General features: G+C 37.7%; 20 protein-coding genes. All 20 read right to left on the bottom strand.

The window, feature by feature from the left end:
* Positions 1 to 2: 2 nt before the first annotated feature.
* Positions 3 to 527 (bottom strand): GNAT family N-acetyltransferase, encoded by a 525-nt coding sequence (locus STRPS_RS00655; RefSeq protein WP_007894116.1) that lies wholly within the window; start codon positions 525 to 527, stop codon positions 3 to 5.
* A gap of 44 nt (positions 528 to 571) precedes the next feature.
* Positions 572 to 1,615: a phenylalanine--tRNA ligase subunit alpha gene (pheS, locus tag STRPS_RS00650; RefSeq protein ID WP_007894315.1), complete on the bottom strand. Its 1,044-nt coding sequence runs from the start codon at positions 1,613 to 1,615 to the stop codon at positions 572 to 574.
* Between the two features lie 304 nt (positions 1,616 to 1,919).
* On the bottom strand, positions 1,920 to 2,789 hold the full coding sequence (locus STRPS_RS00645) for a DNA/RNA non-specific endonuclease (RefSeq protein ID WP_007894365.1): 870 nt from the start codon (positions 2,787 to 2,789) through the stop codon (positions 1,920 to 1,922).
* A gap of 30 nt (positions 2,790 to 2,819) precedes the next feature.
* Complete coding sequence (locus STRPS_RS00640) at positions 2,820 to 3,011, bottom strand: DNA-directed RNA polymerase subunit beta (RefSeq protein WP_176602246.1); 192 nt, start codon at positions 3,009 to 3,011, stop codon at positions 2,820 to 2,822.
* Positions 3,011 to 4,282, bottom strand: a complete 1,272-nt coding sequence (gene murA, locus STRPS_RS00635) for a UDP-N-acetylglucosamine 1-carboxyvinyltransferase (protein ID WP_007894157.1) — start codon at positions 4,280 to 4,282, stop codon at positions 3,011 to 3,013. Before murA ends, STRPS_RS00640 begins: the two co-directional genes overlap by 1 nt.
* Before the next feature lie 74 nt (positions 4,283 to 4,356).
* Complete coding sequence (locus STRPS_RS00630; protein WP_037598858.1) at positions 4,357 to 4,581, bottom strand: DUF1146 family protein; 225 nt, start codon at positions 4,579 to 4,581, stop codon at positions 4,357 to 4,359.
* Positions 4,582 to 4,662: 81 nt separating this feature from the next.
* Positions 4,663 to 5,079: a F0F1 ATP synthase subunit epsilon gene (locus STRPS_RS00625; RefSeq protein ID WP_007894322.1), complete on the bottom strand. Its 417-nt coding sequence runs from the start codon at positions 5,077 to 5,079 to the stop codon at positions 4,663 to 4,665.
* Positions 5,080 to 5,091: 12 nt separating this feature from the next.
* Entirely contained in the window at positions 5,092 to 6,498 is a 1,407-nt protein-coding gene (atpD, locus tag STRPS_RS00620) for a F0F1 ATP synthase subunit beta (protein ID WP_007894308.1), read from the bottom strand.
* A gap of 117 nt (positions 6,499 to 6,615) precedes the next feature.
* On the bottom strand, positions 6,616 to 7,494 hold the full coding sequence (locus STRPS_RS00615; RefSeq protein WP_007894114.1) for a F0F1 ATP synthase subunit gamma: 879 nt from the start codon (positions 7,492 to 7,494) through the stop codon (positions 6,616 to 6,618).
* 15 nt (positions 7,495 to 7,509) lie between these two features.
* Positions 7,510 to 9,015, bottom strand: coding sequence for a F0F1 ATP synthase subunit alpha (gene atpA / locus STRPS_RS00610; protein ID WP_007894375.1), 1,506 nt, complete (start codon positions 9,013 to 9,015; stop codon positions 7,510 to 7,512).
* A gap of 15 nt (positions 9,016 to 9,030) precedes the next feature.
* Positions 9,031 to 9,567: a F0F1 ATP synthase subunit delta gene (locus STRPS_RS00605; RefSeq protein WP_007894165.1), complete on the bottom strand. Its 537-nt coding sequence runs from the start codon at positions 9,565 to 9,567 to the stop codon at positions 9,031 to 9,033.
* Positions 9,567 to 10,061 carry a F0F1 ATP synthase subunit B gene (gene atpF / locus STRPS_RS00600; protein ID WP_007894109.1) on the bottom strand — a complete coding sequence of 165 codons (495 nt, stop codon included), beginning with the start codon at positions 10,059 to 10,061 and terminating at the stop codon, positions 9,567 to 9,569. Before atpF ends, STRPS_RS00605 begins: the two co-directional genes overlap by 1 nt.
* 15 nt (positions 10,062 to 10,076) lie before the next feature.
* On the bottom strand, positions 10,077 to 10,790 hold the full coding sequence (gene atpB / locus STRPS_RS00595; protein WP_007894291.1) for a F0F1 ATP synthase subunit A: 714 nt from the start codon (positions 10,788 to 10,790) through the stop codon (positions 10,077 to 10,079).
* 109 nt (positions 10,791 to 10,899) lie between these two features.
* A complete protein-coding gene (locus tag STRPS_RS00590; protein ID WP_003085112.1) occupies positions 10,900 to 11,097 on the bottom strand; it encodes a F0F1 ATP synthase subunit C in 198 nt (65 codons plus the stop codon).
* A gap of 290 nt (positions 11,098 to 11,387) precedes the next feature.
* Positions 11,388 to 12,827: a glycogen synthase GlgA gene (glgA, locus tag STRPS_RS00585; RefSeq protein ID WP_007894124.1), complete on the bottom strand. Its 1,440-nt coding sequence runs from the start codon at positions 12,825 to 12,827 to the stop codon at positions 11,388 to 11,390.
* Positions 12,824 to 13,957 carry a glucose-1-phosphate adenylyltransferase subunit GlgD gene (gene glgD, locus STRPS_RS00580; RefSeq protein WP_007894150.1) on the bottom strand — a complete coding sequence of 378 codons (1,134 nt, stop codon included), beginning with the start codon at positions 13,955 to 13,957 and terminating at the stop codon, positions 12,824 to 12,826. The genes glgA and glgD overlap by 4 nt, the downstream gene beginning before the upstream one ends.
* Entirely contained in the window at positions 13,947 to 15,086 is a 1,140-nt protein-coding gene (locus STRPS_RS00575) for a glucose-1-phosphate adenylyltransferase (protein WP_007894098.1), read from the bottom strand. The genes glgD and STRPS_RS00575 overlap by 11 nt, the downstream gene beginning before the upstream one ends.
* A 60-nt stretch (positions 15,087 to 15,146) precedes the next feature.
* Positions 15,147 to 17,021, bottom strand: coding sequence for a 1,4-alpha-glucan branching protein GlgB (glgB, locus tag STRPS_RS00570; protein ID WP_007894335.1), 1,875 nt, complete (start codon positions 17,019 to 17,021; stop codon positions 15,147 to 15,149).
* 75 nt (positions 17,022 to 17,096) lie between these two features.
* Positions 17,097 to 19,397: a type I pullulanase gene (pulA, locus tag STRPS_RS00565; RefSeq protein WP_007894156.1), complete on the bottom strand. Its 2,301-nt coding sequence runs from the start codon at positions 19,395 to 19,397 to the stop codon at positions 17,097 to 17,099.
* Positions 19,397 to 20,428 carry a diacylglycerol kinase family lipid kinase gene (locus STRPS_RS00560; RefSeq protein WP_007894341.1) on the bottom strand — a complete coding sequence of 344 codons (1,032 nt, stop codon included), beginning with the start codon at positions 20,426 to 20,428 and terminating at the stop codon, positions 19,397 to 19,399. Before STRPS_RS00560 ends, pulA begins: the two co-directional genes overlap by 1 nt.
* Between the last annotated feature and the right edge of the window lie 6 nt (positions 20,429 to 20,434).

Below are 20,434 nucleotides of genomic sequence, written 5' to 3'. Positions count from 1 at the left end.
TTCTATTTCAAGGATTTCTTCATTAGCCAGTCGGTATCAACCAGATCCCCTACAGCAAATGAGTGTTCTGAAAATTTTTTAAAGCCATATTTGCTATACAAGGACTGAGCTTTTAGATTTTTTTCCCAAACGCCAAGCCAGACCCAAGCCTTACCCGATTGATAAGCTTTTTCCAATGCAAAGTTAAATAAATAGTTTCCAAAACCTCTCCCTTGGTATTGATTCAAAATATAAATGCGCTGAATCTCAAAGGCGTCTTCTAGTTCATGCTCGGTTTGATCCTTACCCCAATTGACTTTAAGGTAACCAATAACAACACTATTCAGGCGTAAAAAATAAACTAGATTTTCATTACTCTTTAATTCTTGAGCGAGTATCTCAGTGCTATAAGCTTCTTGAAAAAATTCTTGTAATTGTTGTTCTGTGTTATGACCACCAAAGGTTTCGGTAAAGGTTTGGACTGCTAAATCTCTTAATATGGCAACTTCTCCATCTTTTACTAAATCAATGGATAATTCTTTCTGCATGGCTATTCCCCTAAAGTTCTGTCGCGCCTTAATGAAGACTCTTTTTATTTAAATTGCTCAGAAAATCGCATGTCGCCTTGATAGAATCCACGGATATCATTGATTCCATAACGTAACATAGCGATACGTTCTTGACCAAGGCCAAAGGCAAAACCAGAATAGGTTTCAGCGTCAACACCTGACATCTCTAAGACGCTCGGATGAACCATTCCAGCCCCGAGAATCTCAATCCAGCCAGTTCCCTTGCAGACATTACAACCTTTTCCACCGCACTTGAAACAAGACACATCAACCTCAACAGATGGCTCTGTAAAAGGAAAATAGGAAGGACGAAGACGAATTTTTCGTTCTTCACCAAACATCTTTTTGATAATCATTTCTAGAGTGCCTTTTAAGTCACCCATTGATATATTTTTACCAACGACAAGACCTTCAATTTGGTGGAATTGATGGGAATGAGTCGCATCATCAGTATCACGTCGGAAAACACGACCAGGTGAAATCATTTTAAGAGGACCTTTTGAAAAGTCATGTTGATCAAGTGTACGAGCTTGAACAGGACTTGTATGAGTCCTAAGTAAAATGTCATCTGTAATATAGAAAGTATCTTGCATGTCACGAGCGGGATGATCTTTCGGTAGATTCATTCTTTCAAAATTATAGTAATCTTTTTCAACTTCAAAACCGTCAACAATTTGAAATCCCATCCCTAAAAAGATATCTTCAATCTCTTCACTGGTCTGCGTCAAGATATGTCGGTTACCAATTGTCATTTGTCGGCCGGGAAGTGTGACATCAATACTTTGCGCATCAAGCTCTTCTTGAATTTTTGCAGCTTCAACAATTCTTCCCTGTTCTTCAAAGGCACTTGTTAATACATCACGTAGTTCATTAACTTGTTTTCCAACTAAAGGACGCATGTCAGCTGATAAATCTTTCAGACCTTTTAATAACTCTGTTAAAGAACCTTTTTTCCCTAAAACAGCAACTTTTAAATCCTGTAATTCTTTACTGTGATTGCCAGTCAGTTCTTTTAATTGATTTAAGGTTTGGTTGCGTAATGCTTCTAATTGCTCTTGTAAATCCATTGTTTTCCCTTCTTTAAGTGGACAAAAAAGCGTGCCAAAACTCCAAATAAGCGGAGCGTTGACACGCGGTACCATCCGATTTCATCTGTCATAACAGACCTTAATTAGTGATCATATGTGAGTGAATTCCTTACATTTCCATCAAGAAGGCTTACAGTCTATGGCCCTCAGTCCCTGATAATTTCCCTGTAATTACTAGTCTCACTGATTTCTATTCAATTAAGATTATTTTATCAAAAATGCTTTTAAAAGACAATAAAAATTACCTATAGCCAGCGGATCACTATTCCAATCAGCTAGCTCTTTAATTCATGTGTCGCTTAACTTGTCCTGTTTGATAGTTAATCTTTAAACCTTTTTGAACATTTGGCACAAAAACATTAAATTCCAAACTGCCATCATTAGCTTTTGCTTCTAAGTGACTACCGCTAGAAACAAGGTTATTCTTCTCATAAAGCAAGGTCACTCTGTAACGAACCCGTTTACCGCTATCTAGTGCTTTTCGTATTAAGGTTTCATAATAATTTTGACCTGTTGAATCTGAGAGGTAAGCTTGGTTTGCCCAGGCCGTTTGTACTGCAATGTTACTTGGATTGCTGGTAGAAGCGTCATAATCTTTTAGGCCACCTATCAATGCATAAGCTAGTAAATGCCCCCTATCAATAGCATGATCATATCCACCTGACAAGCCATGAATTTGATGCCACCCCGCTGGCTTCCAAGAGGTATAGCCATTCCCCGTTTCATTGCGGTTACGGTATTGTCTTGTTGATTTAGCTAATAAAGCATTCGCTCTGAAAGGCACTTGCTTACCCTCAACTCGCTTGATGTCATTATTGGCATAAGGTAAACTTGAAACTTTTACCTTCAAATCGGTCCTATTATTGTTAATGATAAAAGCACCAGCACCATTCCACTCAATCTTCTGACCTAATTGTTTTTTCACTTGTTGCGTAAGCACTGAACTAGCTAACTGATAACTAGGTGTATCAGGATTCGTCGGATTTTTGGAGTATTTTTGAGTTTTCCCTTGACCGGAAATAATCTGTAATACTTGCTGAAATGGGTTATCAGACGCAAGATGACGGCTCTGCGGTAAGGCTATTACCCCAGTAATGAGCAGAGCTAGCAGAATCCCATTGAGCTTTTGGATATTTAGCTGTTTTTTGGACATTTTTCCTCTCAGTTAAAAAGTAGGCTAGGCCTACTTTCCAGCAAATTTATGAATTAACTCTGCCCATTTGGCTACTGACAGAATTGATGAGGCATGTTGACCATCGCCAAAGACGCTATAGCCAATCATCAAGCCAATAGCTAAAAATAAACAGGCTAAGATTGCTACTAGAGCCAGTAAGCCAACTTGCTTAGCAACATATTTCCATCCAGTCGTCATTATTAGTCCTCACTTATACGTTCGATTTTTGCGCCCAATTTTGCCAATTTTTCATGAAATTGATAATAACCACGGTCTAAGTGCGACAATTTTGTCACAGTAGTTTTTCCCTTAGCGACCATACCACTCAAAATAAGAGCAGCAGAGGCACGAAGGTCAGTAGACATAACCGGAGCACCTTGTAAATCGTGACCTCCATGAATTATCGCAGTGTCCCGTAAAACTTCTGAATGAAGTCCCATACGACGCATTTCCTCTAAGTGCTGGAAACGATTTTCAAAAACAGTCTCTATCATGGTTGATTCACCCTTAACAACTGCCATTAAAGCTGTGAATTGAGCTTGCATATCAGTTGGGAAACCGGGATGCGGTAAGGTTTTTACTGTTACAGGTTTTAGTTTAGAAGTATCAGACTTAACACGAATACCCTCTGCTTCTTCTGTAACCTCAACCCCCATTTCTTTCAGTTTGGAAATGAGAGGGCGATTGTGCTCCCAAACAGCATCTTTAACAAGCACATCCCCAGAGGTCATAGCAGCTGCGACCATAAAGGTTCCTGCCTCAATCCGATCTTGAACAACATCATGTTCAACACCGTGTAATTCAGTCACACCTTTAATAATCAACGTTTCAGTCCCAGCTCCTTTGACAATAGCACCCATTTTATTTAAGAGCTGAGCTAAATCAACAATTTCTGGTTCACGCGCAGCATTTTCAATAGTTGTCGTTCCCTCCGCTAAAGTTGCCGCCATCATTAGATTTTGAGTAGCTCCAACTGACGGAAAGTCCATATAAATTGTTGCACCTTTGAGTCGAGTTGCACTTGCTGTGATATCCCCATTACTTTGTTTAATCTCTGCACCCATAGCTTCTAAACCTTTTAGATGCAAATCAATCGGACGGCTACCAATTGTACAACCTCCTGGCATAGATACCTTTGCATGACCATTTCGGGCTAAAATCGGGCCTAAAACAACAATAGAAGCTCGCATTTGACTAACATACTCATACGGTGCTTCATCCAAAATATCTCCAGAAGCATCTACGACGATTTCATTTGCTTCCTGATTAAATGTTACCGGAATATTGAGACCACGTACAACATTGTTCATGGTAAAAACATCTGAAAGAATGGGAACATTACGTAAAATCGTTTTTCCTTCTGATGGTAGGATAGTTGCCGCTAACAAGGGGAGCACCGCATTTTTAGCACCTTCAATAATGACTTCACCTTCTAATCTTGTTGCCCCACCTTCAATAATAATTTTATCCACGCTTTTCTCCATTTCCTTTGACTTCATAATATAAAATTATATCACATTTCTAATTTTCAGACCTTAACTAAGCATTAGAAGAGTGTTTGGCTCATTTGGATCAGCTCTAAAATAAAATGGCTAACCAAATAGCCCAAGACAATGGCTAGAAAAAAGACAAAAAGTTTTAACTTACCAATATTCTCCGGACTGCGATAAATGATTTTAGACCAGTCAAAAAGACTAATCAATAGTTGAAAACTAATACCGATAAACAGTAAGTGACTGATTAATTTTAATACATTATTGATATATTCCATAGCCATATTATACCAAAAGAACAGTAACAAGAATAGGATTTCAATCAAAATAAAAAAAGACTCTATTACTAGAGCCAGTTTTTATTTCTTTCCCACATTGATACGATTCAAAGCACGCTGTAAGGCAATTTCAGCACGACGAGCTTGATTAATATCCTTACTTGATTTTGCTTCTTCGATGTCACGTTCGGCACGTTTTTTAGCACGTTCGGCACGGCTAACATCAATGTCGCGTGAGCGTTCTGCAGAATCAGCTACAATGGTAACAACATTATCCTTTACTTCAATAATGCCACCGTTTACAGCTATCCAATCCACACTGTCAACATCGTCGGTAGGACGAATTTTCATTTCATGAATAACCAAGGGTGCAATCATATTAATATGGTTAGGGAGAATCCCCATCTCACCCTCAGGTGTCGCTACTGAGATAAATTTTACCTGATGATCATATTTAATACCGTCAGGTGTTACTACTTGAACTGTCATATGTGCCATAGTAGAACCTCACTAATATCCCATTTTTTTAGCTTTTTCGAGAACATCCTCAATTGGACCTACAGAACGGAAAGCATCTTCCGGAATATGGTCATATTTACCATCTAAAATTTCTTTGAAGCTACGCACAGTGTCTGCCACGGGAACATAAGAACCAGGTTGACCTGTAAATTGTTCAGCGACATTAAAGTTTTGTGAAAGGAAGAATTGAATGCGACGCGCACGTCCAACCAGTGTTTTTTCATCATCAGATAGTTCGTCCATCCCTAAGATAGCAATAATATCTTGAAGCTCGCGGTAGCGTTGTAAAACACGCTGAACTTCTGTTGCTACCGCATAATGCTCTTCACCAACGATTTCGGGCGCTAAGGCACGTGAACTTGAAGCTAGAGGATCTACAGCAGGATAAATACCCATTTGCGTCAATTTACGTTCCAAGTTAGTCGTTGAATCCAAATGAGCAAATGCTGTTGCTGGAGCTGGGTCAGTGTAGTCATCAGCAGGCACATAAATTGCCTGAATAGAGGTAACAGACCCTTTTTTAGTAGAAGTGATACGTTCTTGTAATTGACCCATCTCAGTAGCCAGCGTTGGTTGGTAACCAACAGCAGACGGCATACGACCTAGCAAGGCAGATACTTCTGAACCAGCTTGAGTGAAACGGAAGATATTATCGATGAATAATAACACGTCTTGACCTTCAACATCACGGAAATATTCAGCAATAGTTAAACCCGTCAAAGCAACACGCATGCGTGCACCTGGTGGCTCGTTCATCTGACCGAATACCATGGCAGTCTTTTCAATAACACCCGATTCTTTCATTTCCCAATAAAGGTCATTTCCTTCACGAGTTCTTTCACCTACACCAGTAAACACAGAAATACCACCATGTTCTTGCGCAATATTATGAATTAACTCTTGAATTAATACGGTTTTACCAACTCCGGCACCACCGAATAAACCAACTTTACCACCTTTTAAATAAGGCGCAAGTAAGTCAATAACCTTGATACCTGTTTCAAGAATTTCTGATGATGTTGATAATTCATCGAAAGCTGGTGCTTTCTTATGGATTGGTTCACGTTCTGCATCTTCTGCAAATGGTTTTTCCAAATCAATGGTGTCACCAAGAACATTAAAGACCCGTCCCAAAGTCTCTTTACCAACCGGTACACTAATAGCACGGCCAGTATCTAAAACTTCCAATCCACGAGTAAGCCCATCAGTTGATTCCATAGCGATTGTTCGAACCATTCCGTCCCCAAGTTCAAGGGCAACTTCAAGAACAATTTTTTGTTTCTTATCGCTATCTTTATAAACTATCAATGCATTATTAATCTCTGGTAATTTCTCACCAGTTGCAAACACTACGTCAACAACTGGACCAACTACCTGAGCAATTTTGCCTGAGCTCATTTATTTCTCCTTATGTCAGTTTGAAAACATCATCTCAAATTGAGATATGTTTTATAGTAATTTTTGTAAAAATGACATGCCTAATCTTAAGGTTTACTATTCTAGTGAACAATAAGATTATTCTAATGCGTTTGCTCCAGCTACAATTTCAGTAATTTCCTGTGTAATTGCTGCTTGACGAGCACGATTATATTGAATGGTTAAATCATTAATAACATTTTTCGCATTATCAGTCGCTGTCTGCATAGCTGTCATGCCTGCAGCGTGCTCTGCCGTTTTGGCATCAATAATTGCCCCATAAATTAAGCTTTCAGTAAACTGAGGTAATAATTGATTTAAAATGCTATCTCGATCAGGTTCGAGTTCAAATCCCAAAACTCCTTCTTCAGTTGCTTCATCGGCAACCAAATCAGAAATTGGTAGCATCTGTTGAACACGAACTTGGCTAGTCAAACTATTAACATGATGATTATAACAAACATACAATTCATCAAAAATTTCATGCTGAAACATATCTACAGATTGTGAAATAATCTTAGATACTTCTTCAAATGTTGGCTGATCAGCTAAGCCACGAAGTTCAAAAGAGACATTCATCCCTCTGGCTTTGAAAAAATCTGAACCAACACTTCCAATCGAAATGATTGAATAATCACCGTCCTGATGGTATTCTTCAACCATCTCCATAATAGATTTTAAAATTTTAGAATTATAGCCACCAACTAACCCTTTATCTGAGGTAATGACAATATAACCCGTTTTTTTAACTGGTCGGGAAACCAACATTGGGTTATTGGAACCTCCACCAGTTAATTCTGCCTTTAAAAAATCTGTTGTTATTTGACGAATTTTTGATGAATAAATTTGAAAATCACGCGCAGCTTGTTCTGATTTGACCAATTTTGCTGAAGAAACCATCCGCATGGCACTTGTAATTTTACTTGTTTTCTCAGTTGAATTAATCTTTGCTTTAATTTCACTTAGAGAGCCTGCCATACTTACATCCCTTCCTTATTCAAAATGTGACTGAGCTTTAAATGCCTTAATAGCATCCTTTAGTTCATTTTCATCTGGGAGATCATTTGTTGTACGGATTGTCTCAAAAAGGCCACTGTAATGCATATCAAAATAATCATACAAAGCTTCTTCAAATGCAAGAATATCATTAACAGGCACATCATCTAAGAAGCCATGAGTCAATGCATATAAAATGACAACTTGTTTTTCTACAGGAAGTGGTTTATGCAAGGGTTGTTTCAAGATTTCAACTGTTCGACGACCACGATTAAGTTTAGCTTGAGTGGCAGCATCTAAATCAGAACCAAACTGAGTAAAGGCTTCTAATTCACGGTAAGATGCCAAATCTAGACGTAGAGTCCCCGCAACCTTCTTCATAGCCTTAATCTGAGCTGATCCTCCAACACGTGAAACAGAAGAACCGGCATCAATAGCTGGACGAATCCCTGAGTTAAAGAGATCTTCTTGTAAGAAAATCTGTCCATCAGTAATTGAAATAACATTTGTTGCGATATAAGCAGAAATATCTCCCGCCTGTGTTTCAATAAATGGTAGTGCTGTGATTGAACCACCACCTAAAGCATCAGAAACTTTGGCTGAACGTTCCAACAAACGACTGTGTAAGTAAAAGACATCACCTGGGTAAGCCTCACGGCCTGGTGGGCGACGAAGTAATAGCGAAAGTTCACGATAAGCCACTGCTTGTTTTGACAAATCATCATAGACGATCAAAACGTGTTTGCCTTGATACATAAACTCTTCAGCCATTGCCACACCAGCATAAGGTGCTATAAAGAGTAATGGTGAAGGTTGCGAAGCAGAGGCCGTAACAACGATAGTGTAATCAAGAGCACCATATTTACGTAAGGTTTCTACTTGTGTACGAACCGTTGATTCTTTTTGCCCGATAGCAACATAGATACAAATCATATCTTGACCTTTTTGGTTCAAGATAGTGTCAATAGCAACTGCTGTTTTACCAGTTTGTCTATCACCGATGATTAACTCCCGTTGCCCACGTCCAATAGGAACTAAAGCATCAATTGCTTTTAGTCCGGTTTGAAGGGGTTCAGATACAGATTTACGTTGCATTACGCCTGGAGCAACTGCTTCAACTGGTCTAAAGCCTGTTGTTGCAATATCTCCCAAACCATCTACAGGTTGTCCTAGTGGGTTTACAACACGTCCGATAAGAGCTTCACCTACTGGAACCTCCATAATTTTTCCTGTGCGTTTAACGACATCACCTTCACGAATTGTTGAAAAGTCACCGAGAATGATGATTCCAATATCACTCGTTTCTAGGTTTTGAGCCATCCCAAAAGCGCCATTAGAAAATTCAAGAAGTTCACCACTCATAGCATTATCTAAACCACGAGCTCGTGCAATACCGTCACCAATATAAGTAACGATTCCAGTTTCTGTGACATCGAAATTTGGCTGGAAGTTCTCAATTTGCTTTTTAATTAAAGCGCTAATTTCTTGTGCATTAATTGCCAAAAGTCACACCACTTTCTATATTAATTTCATTTTAAATTCGTGCAATTGTTGCTGAATACTAGTATCAATAACTTTATTATTAACTTGGATAATAAAGCCACCAATGAGGGATTCATCAATTATTTCTTCTAATCGACCTGTCTGTAAACCAAATTTCTTTGTAACAAGCGATTTGACACGAGATTTTTGTTCCTCATTTAAAGGAACTGTTGATATGACTTTAACATCATATTCATTTGTTACTTGTTCTATTTCTCTCAGTGCAGAGTTAAGAATCTCAAATAGAAACGCTTCTCTCTGGTTTAAGATAATTAGTTCAAGTAAATTGTTGATATATACTGAACTAGTATCCTTTAATAACCTAACTAACTGCGTCTTTTCAGCTTGCGGAACAGCTAAACTTGATAAGCTTCTATTAAGTTCTGTTGACTCAAAAACTGTCATTAAGGTTAAAATATTATTTTTAACGTCTTCGATATATTCGTGCTCAACAGCCACCTCAACAAGGCTTTTAGCGTACTGTGCAACAAGCGCCTGTTCTTTTTTGGTCATTAGGCATCTCCTAACTCATCGAGATATGTATCAATAAGCTGACTTTGAGCGTCCTTATCAAGGTTTGAGCCCATGATTTTTTCAGCTAAAAGAACTGATAAATCTGACATCTCTGCTTTTACACTTGCAATGGCATCCGTTTTACTTTGTTGAATGTCAGCTTCGGCTTGTGTTTTTAAGCGGCTTGCTTCTTCAGATGCATCTGCAATGATTTGATCACCTTTTACTTGACCTAATTCCTTAGCATCTGTAATGATTTGACTTGCTTCTTGTTTTGCTCCAGCTAATTCTAATTCGCGTTTTTGAGCTAATGTTTCAGCACTTTGACGAGCTTCCTCTGCTTTATCGATATCAGTAGCAATCTTTACAGAACGTTCTTCTAAGATACCGCTAATAGCTCCCCACGCAAACTTTTTGATAAGGAGATACAAAACAAGTACTGAACCTGATACTAGGATAAAATTCCCAATAAGTTCACCTACTGTTAATTCCATGTCAGTACTCCTTTCCTATTCATCTTCTTCATTGACTTTTTTACCTAAATACATCGAAGTTAATTTAGTGAAAACATACGCTTGGATACAAGAAATAAAAATTGAAAAGGCAGTCCAAACGATATTTAAAACAAAAGCAACCGGAAACCATAATGTGTTAGCTGCGATTAATCTTAATATCAAACCAGTTACTACCTCACCAGCGAAGATATTCCCATATAACCGAAGTGCCAATGAAATAACATTTGTAAATTCTTCTAATATATTCATCGGGCTCATAATCCCGGGTGTGAAAAAGCGTTTGATGTAGGCTTTCACACCTCTTTGACGAATCCCTTCAAATTGACAAATCAATGAAATTAAAATTGAAAGAGAGAGGTCAAAGCCAATATTAGCAGTTGGTGATGTCCAAAGGTTCATATGATGACTTGTTTCTAGTTTAGTCATCAAACCTAAGTTATTTGCCACCATCACAAAAAGGAAGAGACAGAAAAAGAATAGTGAGTATTGATTTCTAAATTGCTTTTCAACGTGTTCGTCTGTAACACCAGATATAAAATCAATCAAGTATTCTAGAACCGTTTGTTTCCCTTTTGGTTTTAAAGTCATGTTTCGACTTGCGAAATAAACAAAAGAGAAAACCAAAGCAATTGTGATTACACACATAACTAGTAGGGTTAAATCAATAGTTACTGGACCGAGTGTCAGTGTTGGAGTTACTTCTCCCAATTTAAACCCTCCTTTATTCTTTTAAATGACATTAAATGTAAGTCTAACTATTAAGTCACTAATTAAAGAAACAAATAGTTATCATTTACTTCATTTCTTATCAAAAAATTTATTTTAAGATAAATGCCATAGCAAGAGTAACGAAGAAAGTACCTTCAATAAAGGCAATACCCATAATCATTAACGAACGCAACTGACCAATAATTTCCGGTTGACGAGATGCAGCTCTAAAAAGATTGGCCATTAAGAAACCTTCACCAAGTGATACACCCATACAGGCGATAGCTAATGCGAAAATAGGACTCATAATTGAATTCTCCTTAAAATATTTTTTACTTTGCTATTCTATTCCTTAAAATTAAGAATGTCAACTAATTTCTGAAAACTGGTGACGCTTTCTTAAACCTTTCCTAACCTTCACAAAGTAGGGGTTTGAGGGGTTGTATTCTTAAAAATTCGGATAGCTTAACATTATTATTATAGCAGTTATAGACAGATAATACAAAATTTGGTAATGGTTAAACGAGGCTATCATAGCCAAGAAAGATACCTTTAAAATCACGAATAATAGCCTTCCATGATTTTAAAGGTATTCTCTCAATTATGGTCTACAACTTGATCATATAAAGTTAAATAGGCAAGACTTGCAGTGTCCCAAGAAAAATCTTGTGTCATCGCATTCCTTTGAAGTTTTTTCCAATCTTCTTGATGATGATGATAAACGTCTAAAGCTAGAAGTAAGGTTTGTGTTAGCCAATAACCTGAAAAATGCTTAAATCCGAAACCGGTTCCCGTTTTTTCATAACGATTGTAGGCTTGTACCGTATCTTTTAAGCCCCCAATTTCGTGCACTAAGGGTAATGTACCATAACGCATAGCCATCATTTGCGATAAACCACAAGGTTCAAATGCACTTGGCATTAAAAAGAGATCACATGCCCCATATATCTGTTGCGCTAGCTCTAAGTCAAAGGTGATATTGGCAGACAACTTGTCTGGATATTGCTGAGCAAACCAAGAAAAAGCTTCTTCATACTGCTGGTAACCGGTCCCAAGAAGAACTATTTGGATATTAAAGTTCAGAAGATTTTCAAGTTCCGAAACAACCAAATCAAATCCTTTCTGGTCTGTTAGCCGAGAAACAATTCCGATTAAGGGTATCCCAGCTTCGACTGGCAAAGAAAGTTTCTTTTGCAAATTAGTTTTGTTTTTCAGTTTTCCTGAAAGATCATCCACTGAAAAAGAATAGTCTAGGTAAGGATCATTTTCAGGATCTATCAAGTTTGTATCAATACCATTGACAATACCGGACAATTTACCAGATTCCATCCGCATCAAATGGTCTAACCCTTTCCCAAAAGCCGGTGTCTGAATCTCTTGAGCGTATGAGGGTGATACTGTTGTTATTCTATCAGAATAGAGCACTCCTGCTTTCATCCAGTTAAGGCCATTATGCCATCGCAATGTTCCATCTTCATAGCGTTCCATGCCAAGTCCAAATAAATCACCAAGCATCGCCGGATCAAATTGCCCTTGAAATTCAATATTATGTATCGTAAAGACAGTTTTGATAGACTGATAAACTTGAATCCATGCATATTTTTCTTTTAGTAAAAAAGGTATCATCGCTGTGTGATAATCGTGAACATGCAATAAGTCCGGTACAAAATTAATTTTCTCCATAGCTTCTAGTGCTGCTAGTTGGAAAAAGGCAAAGCGTTCACCATCATCCCAATCTCCATAAACATGACCCCTAAAGAAGTAGTATTGATTATCAATAAAATAGAAAGTAACCCGATCTTTAACAAGTTTTTTAATACCGACATATTGCCTTCTCCAGCCAACATTAGTGTAAAAATAAAGCACTTCTTCTACTTGCTGCCCAAATTTCTGGTCAATCATATCATAATAGGGTAAAATGACGGCAACTTGATGACCGTGTTTTACGAGGGATTTAGGTAAGGCGCCAATAACGTCCCCTAATCCGCCAGTCTTTGCAAAGGGAGCTCCCTCTGCTGCTACAAATAATATTTTCATTTAATCATATCCTCGGTTACTTGACTCCCTTTAGCGACAACAATTGGATCAGATGCTTTTCCCCGGATAAGGAGACCTGGTCCAATTGTAACGGACTTGTCAACAATTGCATATTCTACGCTAGAACCCTTTCCTATTGTCACTTTAGGTGAAATAATAGAATGGTTTATATAAGAATCACTTTCTAAATAACAATTTCGTGAAATAATTGAATGATTAACAGTACCTTTGATAACACTACCAGAGGCAAATTGTGAATTATTGACTTCTGACTCTTCTGCAAAATAAGTAGCTTCTTCATTTTTGACACGTGTGTACACTTTTTGATTTGAATAGAGAAGTGAGTAAAATTTCAAAGGATCTAACATATCCATATTAGCATCATAGTATGATTTGATAGAATGAATATTTGCCATATAACCAGTGTATTCAAAAGCAAGTGCACCTTCATTGACAGTCAAATCACGAAGCAAGAAGCGCAGTTTTTGAGGCTTTTCTCTTTGAGCTTCTTTTTCCATTTCCCTTATCAACCAGTCGGTATTAACAATATAGATACCTGCAGACATCTTTTCGATACCTTCTTTTTCACTGATACTACTTCTACCAATTACAGTGTCCGTCTCATCAATTTCTAAAATATCATTTTCAGAAGAAATGGAAGCAAGAGGCATTTTCTTATAAACAACCGTCATATGACGTTTATTAGCCTTATGGAGGTGAATAACCTGCTCTAGTTCAATATTACAGAGGATATCACAACTCATATAGATTGTTTGGTCTGAGCCTGACCTTCTGAGATAGGTCAGAATTTGTTCATAGTAGTTAGCATCAGTCTCCTTTGAATCTTCTTTCGTATTATAAAAACCCAAGAAGTAATGGCTTAGCAGAGAATTTAGTCCCCATTCACGGCCACTACGGATATGATCAAAGACGGAACGAATATTTTCTGCTCGAAAAATACCATAAATACTTTTAACACCTGCATTAGCCAGATTAGATAAATGGAAGTCAATTAGACGGTATTTCCCATCAAATGGCAAATTAGCTAATGGACGCTTATCAGTCAAGCCTCCCATTTCTGGAAACCCGATAGCACTACCTAAAATTGCTGAATATTTATCACTCTTCATCTGAAACCCCCACTACTTCATTATAGCCTATGACTTGAATCTCATCACTTCCATCAATAACGACATCATTGCCAATGACAGCACCTTCCCCAATGATGGCGCGCGTGATTTTGGCTCTCTCCCCAATGACAGCTCCAGACATGATAAAGGAGTCTTTAATTTCTGATCCTAATTTCATTTGAACATTGGCAGAAAGAATAGAATGGTCTACTTTCCCAGAAATAAAACAACCATCAACAATGAGAGAGTCCTTGACTTCTGAATGTTCAGAGATAAAATTTGGGGGAGCAATATGATTTTTAGAATAAATTTTCCAAGACCGATTCCGACTATCCAAAGCATTGTTTTCCCCAATATATTCCATATTGGCTTCCCAAAGCGATTCTATAGTTCCAACGTCTTTCCAATAACCACTAAAGTGATAAGCATAGACCCTTTCACCGGCTTCTAGGTAAGCAGGGATAACATTTTGCCCAAAGTCAGACATATCAATATTATTTTTTTCGGCATCAACCAACATACTCCTTAGGCGCTTCCATTCAAAAATATAGATGCCCATTGAAGCTTTGGTTGATTTAGGATGCTCAGGTTTTTCTTCAAACTCGACAATACGATTGCTGTTATCTGTATTCATGATCCCAAAACGGCTTGCTTCTTTTAAAGGGACATCTAGCACCGCAACTGTTAAACTGGCTAAATTATCCTTATGACTTTTTAGCATATCGTCATAATCCATTTTGTAAATGTGATCCCCAGATAAAACAAGAACATACTCAGGATTGATACTATCAATGTAGTCCATATTTTGATAGATAGCATGGCTAGTTCCCTGAAACCAACGATTACCTTCTGTTGCTGAGTATGGTTGTAAAATAGTGACTCCTCTGTTAATCCCCTCTAATCCCCAAGAGGAACCACTTCCAATGTGATTATTTAAGGCTAAAGGTTCATACTGTGTAATAACGCCAACATGATCAATCCCTGAATTGGCACAATTAGAAAGTGCAAAATCAATAATCCGATAATGGCCACCAAATTGAACTGCTGGCTTAGCAATGCTTTGAGTCAACTTGCCCAGACGTGTTCCTTGTCCCCCAGCAAGAATAAGAGCTAACATTTCATTTTTCATAGGTATTCCTTTCATGGTCAATTGGACCCAAAACAAACTTAGTCACTGCTTTAATTAGCATCACTTACGTTTTTTTATTTTCCAAATACTGGCTCCTAAAGCAGGTAAAGTAAAAGTTAGTGTTGTTTGATAATCTCTCCAGGATTCCTTTTGACTCTCAGTTATAGGATTATGCTCTTTCCAAACACCGCCGAAAGATTCCAACTCTGTATTCCAAATCTCTTCATAAATACCTTCTTGTGGCACACCGATGGAAAATCCTCTTCTTTCAACTGGGGTCATATTAAACACACATAAAATAAAATCTCCCTTTTTATTTTTGCGCGTAAAACTTAAAATCGTTTCTTGAGCATTGTCTGCATCAATAATGTCAATGCCATCATAAGTATAATCATCTTGCCACAGCATATTATGATCTAGATAAAACTGATTCAATAGTGATGTAAATACCAGCATCTTACTGTTCATCTCATCCTCAAGATTGCTCCAAACTAGCTGATCATCGTGTTTCCACTCTAAAAATTGACCGAATTCAGATCCCATAAACAGTAATTTTTTCCCAGGATGACAGATTTGATAGGTTAATAGGGTCCGTAACCCTGCAAATTGGTTGTAGCGATCTCCCCACATTTTATGCATTAAACTTTTTTTACCATGAACCACTTCGTCATGAGAAAAAGGCAAAATATAATTTTCATTGAAACAGTACATAAAGCTAAAGGTTACTAAGTTAAAATGATATTTCCGATCAAAAGGATCCATCTCGTAGAATTTGAGAATATCGTTCATCCAGCCCATATTCCACTTATAATCAAATCCCAGCCCTCCTTCAGCAATTGATTTCGTAATGGGAATATCTGATGTTGCCTCTTCTGCAATCATCATGACATCAGGATGGTCCTTCTTAATAGCTTGAATCAGTTTCCTTAAAAAGGCAATTGCTTCAAGGTTATGATTTCCACCTTCACTGTTTGGTTGCCAAGGTCCCTGATCATAATCCAAATAAAGCATGTTGCTAACAGCATCTACACGGATGCCGTCAATATGGAATGTTTCTATCCAGTATAGAGCACTAGATATTAAGTAAGATTGCACTTGATTTTTTCCCAAGTCAAAATTCAATACGCCCCAGCTATAGTTATGAGCACGATGGTAATCCTCATATTCATAAGTTGGCGTCCCATCATAATAAGCTAAGGCATCATCATTTTGGGTAAAGTGGCCAGGAACCCAGTCAAGAATGACACCAATATTGTTAGCATGACATGCTTCAACAAAATCTTGAAAATCCTCTGGACTACCATAAGTTGTTTCGAAACCGAAATAGGCCATCACCTGATATCCCCAGCTCATTCCTAAGGGATGAGACATTAAAGGTAAGAATTCAACATGGGTATAATGCATCTCTTTTAAATAGGGAATTAAGTGCTCCTTTAGTTCTTTAAATTGATAAGGTTTCCCATCTTGATCCTTTTTCCAAGAATTAGCATGCACTTCATAAATGGAGACGGGACGCTCTTTAAATCCAAGTCGTTTACGTCTTGCCATCCATAGAGAGTCTTTCCATTTTTTACTTTTTAAGGGCTTAACAATTGCACCTGTTCCTGGCCTATTTTCAAAACGAATAGCAAGCGGATCTAATTTTTCAACTTCTTGCCCACCTTGTCGTCTGACTAGATATTTATAAATATCTCCTTCATGAGGTAAATCTGTAAAAACTTCCCAAACTCCTGCTTGATTTCTAGTCATTTTCAACTTTTGGGATAACCAGTCCGTAAAGTCACCAATCAGAAAAACTGCTTCGGCATTTGGTGCCCAGACTCTAAAAACAAATCCTTTCTGACCGTCCCTTACTGTTTCATGAACACCAAAATAATCTTGAATCCGATAATTTTCACCTAAACCAAATGTATATAAAGCTAGTTCCGTATCCATCAATCCCTCTTTCTTTACTTTTCTAAATAATAAGGTGTGGCTAAAATAAAACAAAAAGCAACCTGAAGCTTCAGGTTACTCTGTGATATCAAGGACCAATGCTGTCAATTGATCAATAAAACCAGTCTCAATTTGAAAGCGCTTATCATTTGTTACAATTATAGCACTTTGATTTTTCAATTGCAAACGTTTACTAAAAGCTGTGAAAATGACTTGATATTTCTTTCTATCTTCAACTGTAAGACTGATAAATCCACTATCACGCTGGGAGGACTCAAGATAAACATGCTGTCTAATATCAGAAAATGTTTGATATGAAAAAAGTTTCGTTTTCGTTTTCAATTGGATCAATTTTTTCACAAATGCTACTGTCTCTGATTCTTTTGTGACTTGCCTCCAGTCAACCTGATTCACAGCATCTGGTGCATTATAGGAATTCATAGCACGTTGTAAATCTTCTTGGCTTAGACTACCATCTTGACTTGTAGCAATTCGCTTGGTTCGTAAAAATTCTTGCCCTATCTGCATAAAGCACACCCCTTGCATCAAAAGGGTCATAGCTGTCGCTAACTGTACCCGTTTTCTATGTGTTACTTGATCATCGTCTGGATTAAGTGCCCAAAAGAGATCATTTACATTATAATTATCATGCGCTTCAATATAATTAATAACTTGGTCTGGACTTAAGTAGGGAACAAGTTCGTCACTTGCTAAGACTGCTTTCGCTACCACATCTTCTGTAGGTGCTCCTGATACAAATCCTCTCTCTAAATGGCCATAGACTTCTGCACCTTTAATAGCATTGCGTTGATCATCATTGAAAAAACCTATACCAGGTAATTTAGCAGCATTTGCCTTTATAGCCTTTTGCTGAGGAGAAAGGCCAGTCCCCATATCCCAGCCCTCACCATATATTAAGATGCGACTATCAATCTGATTAATGACTTGACGGATAGTGTTCATTGTTTCTATATCATGCAATCCCATCAAATCAAAACGAAAGCCGTCAATATTGTATTCGGTAACCCAATACAGAATAGAATCAACCATATATTTGCGAAACATTTCCTTTTCACTAGCCGTTTCATTGCCACAACCAGAACCATTCTGAAAGGAACCATCAGGATTCATTCGATAATAATAGTCTGGAACCGTTAGTTGAAAAGCTGAGTCTCGTGACGAATAAGTATGATTATAAACGACATCCATGATAACACTAATACCAGCATTATGATATGCTTGAATCGCTTCTTTCAATTCAAGAATTCGAGTAGCTGGCTCATCAGGATTGCTAGTAAAACTTGCATCAGGAACATTATAATTTTCAGGATCATAACCCCAGTTATAGGCATAACTTCCATCTTCCAGCAGGGTCTGATGATGATCAAAGAGAGGCTGCAATTGGATATGTGTCACACCTAAATCTTTAACATAATCAAAAGCACTAGGGTCCCCATAAGGATTTCTAGTACCTTCTTCAAATAGACCCTTAAACTTACCTCTATTATCTACACTAACTCCTGATGTTTCTGAAACCGAAAAATCTCTAACGTGCATCTCGTAAATAACTGCTTGGTTGGCGTTATCAAGTCTCCACCACGCATCTTCTTTTTGTTTTACCGAAAAACCTTCTGGTCTTAAATGCTCAGGAGCAATAACGATTGACCGTTTCCCCTTTGCTGTCGTAGCAATTGTATAGGGATCACGTGTATCCTTAAAGGTCCTTTTACGATAGTGAACACGGTACATATAAGCTTGATAGTTTAAATCACCCTTTAGACTGATAAACCATAGGCCATGTGTGTTTTGACTATGATTATTCCTATCCTCATGCTCACCTCGCATCATTGGGTAAACAGCTGAAACACTAGCATGCTCAGCGGTTGAAGAAAACAAAACAATTTCTACCGCTAGTGCTGTAGGAGCCCAAAGACGAAACTCTGTTTTTTCTTGCGAATAGGAAAAACCCAACCACCCTGAAAAGCCCCACTTTTTGTCAAAAGCTCTGCTATTAACAGCCATATCAAAAGCATGCGCTTCACGATTTTTGTAACAATGACTTGCGATTGCTGCCTGCCGAGAATAATAGACTGTGTCATCACCATCTACCAACCAAACTTCCGTTTTAGGTAGACCATAGGCTCTTTCGATACGATAATCTTTAGTTTTATAATGCCAATAATGTTTTTTTACAATAACATATACATGATTTAAAAAATAAGGAGCCTCGAAGTCTAAGTGTGCCACAAGTCCAAAACTATCAAAACTTGTGAAAAATGCATCCTTTCCAAGCTCGCCATCACGCCATTTCCACAAATTGAAGTCAAAATAACTGCCTTCTCTAGAATGGAAATGTATCGTCACAGCATTTTTCATTAGTTCGTGATCCTTCTGTTTTTTTCTTCCAAATCTTCTACTTCATGGGCAAATTTTTGTGCAATTTCTTCTATCTCTGGTTCCCCATCATTAATATCATAAGCATCATCGGAAATCAAATCCGTATTGGCAAAAAAAGTAATATGATTTTTAAGGTTTTCGATGACAATAGGCGCATCACCACCGTATTCACCATCTAAATTGATCATCATTCTGCTATCTGACCTTGGTTCAATAAAAATTTTACTCGTTTTAATATATTCAATTCGACGATCATTGACATGTTTGCCCCCATCAAGGACAAGTCGAAGTAGGTGGACGATCTCAAATAAATTCGCCGTTTTGACCAGAATCAATGTAAACATACCGTCATCTAATTTTGCATCAGGAGCAATCATCTCAAAGCCCCCTACAGAATTAGTGATAGCAGCAAAAATCATTGAGACTTCTCCTTCAAAAATCCCTCCATCATGAGTGATTTTAACAGGAACATTTTTAACACGAGGTAATAATTCCACCCCTTTCGCCAAATAAGCAAGATAACCAAACATTGTCTTTAACTGACTTGGAACACTGTAAGTTAATTCTGTTAGTGAGCCTGCAGCAGCAATATTGATAAAATACTCCTTTTCACGCACTTTCCCAATGTCCATTTTAATCGTTTGATTCTTTCCAATTAACTTTGCGGCCTTGATAGGGTTTCCCCTTGGAATCTTTAAAGCACGTGCAAAATCATTAGTCGTTCCGGTAGGAATAATAGCCATTTTAGGACGTTTTTTCAAGGGTGCAATACCATTAACAACTTCATTAATGGTGCCATCTCCACCCGCAGCAATGATTAAGTCCACACCAGTTTCTGCAACACGTCTCGCCTCTTTCTGAGCAGATTTAGGCTCTGCACTTGTTTGAAAAGCTGATGTTTCATAGCCATAACTTTCTAAAATATCTAAAACATCCGCAACATTTTTCTTCATTATTTCTTGTCCAGATGTTGGATTGTAAATCAGCCTAGCTCTTTTTAGCTTTGTCATTTTTTT

The organism is Streptococcus pseudoporcinus LQ 940-04 (genome assembly GCF_000188035.1).
In the GTDB taxonomy this organism is placed as follows: domain Bacteria; phylum Bacillota; class Bacilli; order Lactobacillales; family Streptococcaceae; genus Streptococcus; species Streptococcus pseudoporcinus.
This window is presented reverse-complemented; position numbering and strand designations above follow the sequence as displayed.

Bases quoted from the DNA above. Each gene is read 5' to 3' on its own strand.
- STRPS_RS00655 (WP_007894116.1), bottom strand. From the start codon at position 527: ATGCAGAAAGAATTATCCATTGATTTAGTAAAAGATGGAGAAGTTGCC.
- pheS (WP_007894315.1), bottom strand. From the start codon at position 1,615: ATGGATTTACAAGAGCAATTAGAAGCATTACGCAACCAAACCTTAAAT.
- STRPS_RS00645 (WP_007894365.1), bottom strand. From the start codon at position 2,789: ATGTCCAAAAAACAGCTAAATATCCAAAAGCTCAATGGGATTCTGCTA.
- STRPS_RS00630 (WP_037598858.1), bottom strand. From the start codon at position 4,581: ATGGAATATATCAATAATGTATTAAAATTAATCAGTCACTTACTGTTT.
- STRPS_RS00625 (WP_007894322.1), bottom strand. From the start codon at position 5,079: ATGGCACATATGACAGTTCAAGTAGTAACACCTGACGGTATTAAATAT.
- atpD (WP_007894308.1), bottom strand. From the start codon at position 6,498: ATGAGCTCAGGCAAAATTGCTCAGGTAGTTGGTCCAGTTGTTGACGTA.
- STRPS_RS00615 (WP_007894114.1), bottom strand. From the start codon at position 7,494: ATGGCAGGCTCTCTAAGTGAAATTAAAGCAAAGATTAATTCAACTGAG.
- STRPS_RS00605 (WP_007894165.1), bottom strand. From the start codon at position 9,567: ATGACCAAAAAAGAACAGGCGCTTGTTGCACAGTACGCTAAAAGCCTT.
- atpF (WP_007894109.1), bottom strand. From the start codon at position 10,061: ATGGAATTAACAGTAGGTGAACTTATTGGGAATTTTATCCTAGTATCA.
- STRPS_RS00590 (WP_003085112.1), bottom strand. From the start codon at position 11,097: ATGAGTCCTATTTTCGCATTAGCTATCGCCTGTATGGGTGTATCACTT.
- glgA (WP_007894124.1), bottom strand. From the start codon at position 12,827: ATGAAAATATTATTTGTAGCAGCAGAGGGAGCTCCCTTTGCAAAGACT.
- glgD (WP_007894150.1), bottom strand. From the start codon at position 13,957: ATGAAGAGTGATAAATATTCAGCAATTTTAGGTAGTGCTATCGGGTTT.
- STRPS_RS00575 (WP_007894098.1), bottom strand. From the start codon at position 15,086: ATGAAAAATGAAATGTTAGCTCTTATTCTTGCTGGGGGACAAGGAACA.
- glgB (WP_007894335.1), bottom strand. From the start codon at position 17,021: ATGGATACGGAACTAGCTTTATATACATTTGGTTTAGGTGAAAATTAT.
- pulA (WP_007894156.1), bottom strand. From the start codon at position 19,397: ATGAAAAATGCTGTGACGATACATTTCCATTCTAGAGAAGGCAGTTAT.
- STRPS_RS00560 (WP_007894341.1), bottom strand. From the start codon at position 20,428: ATGACAAAGCTAAAAAGAGCTAGGCTGATTTACAATCCAACATCTGGA.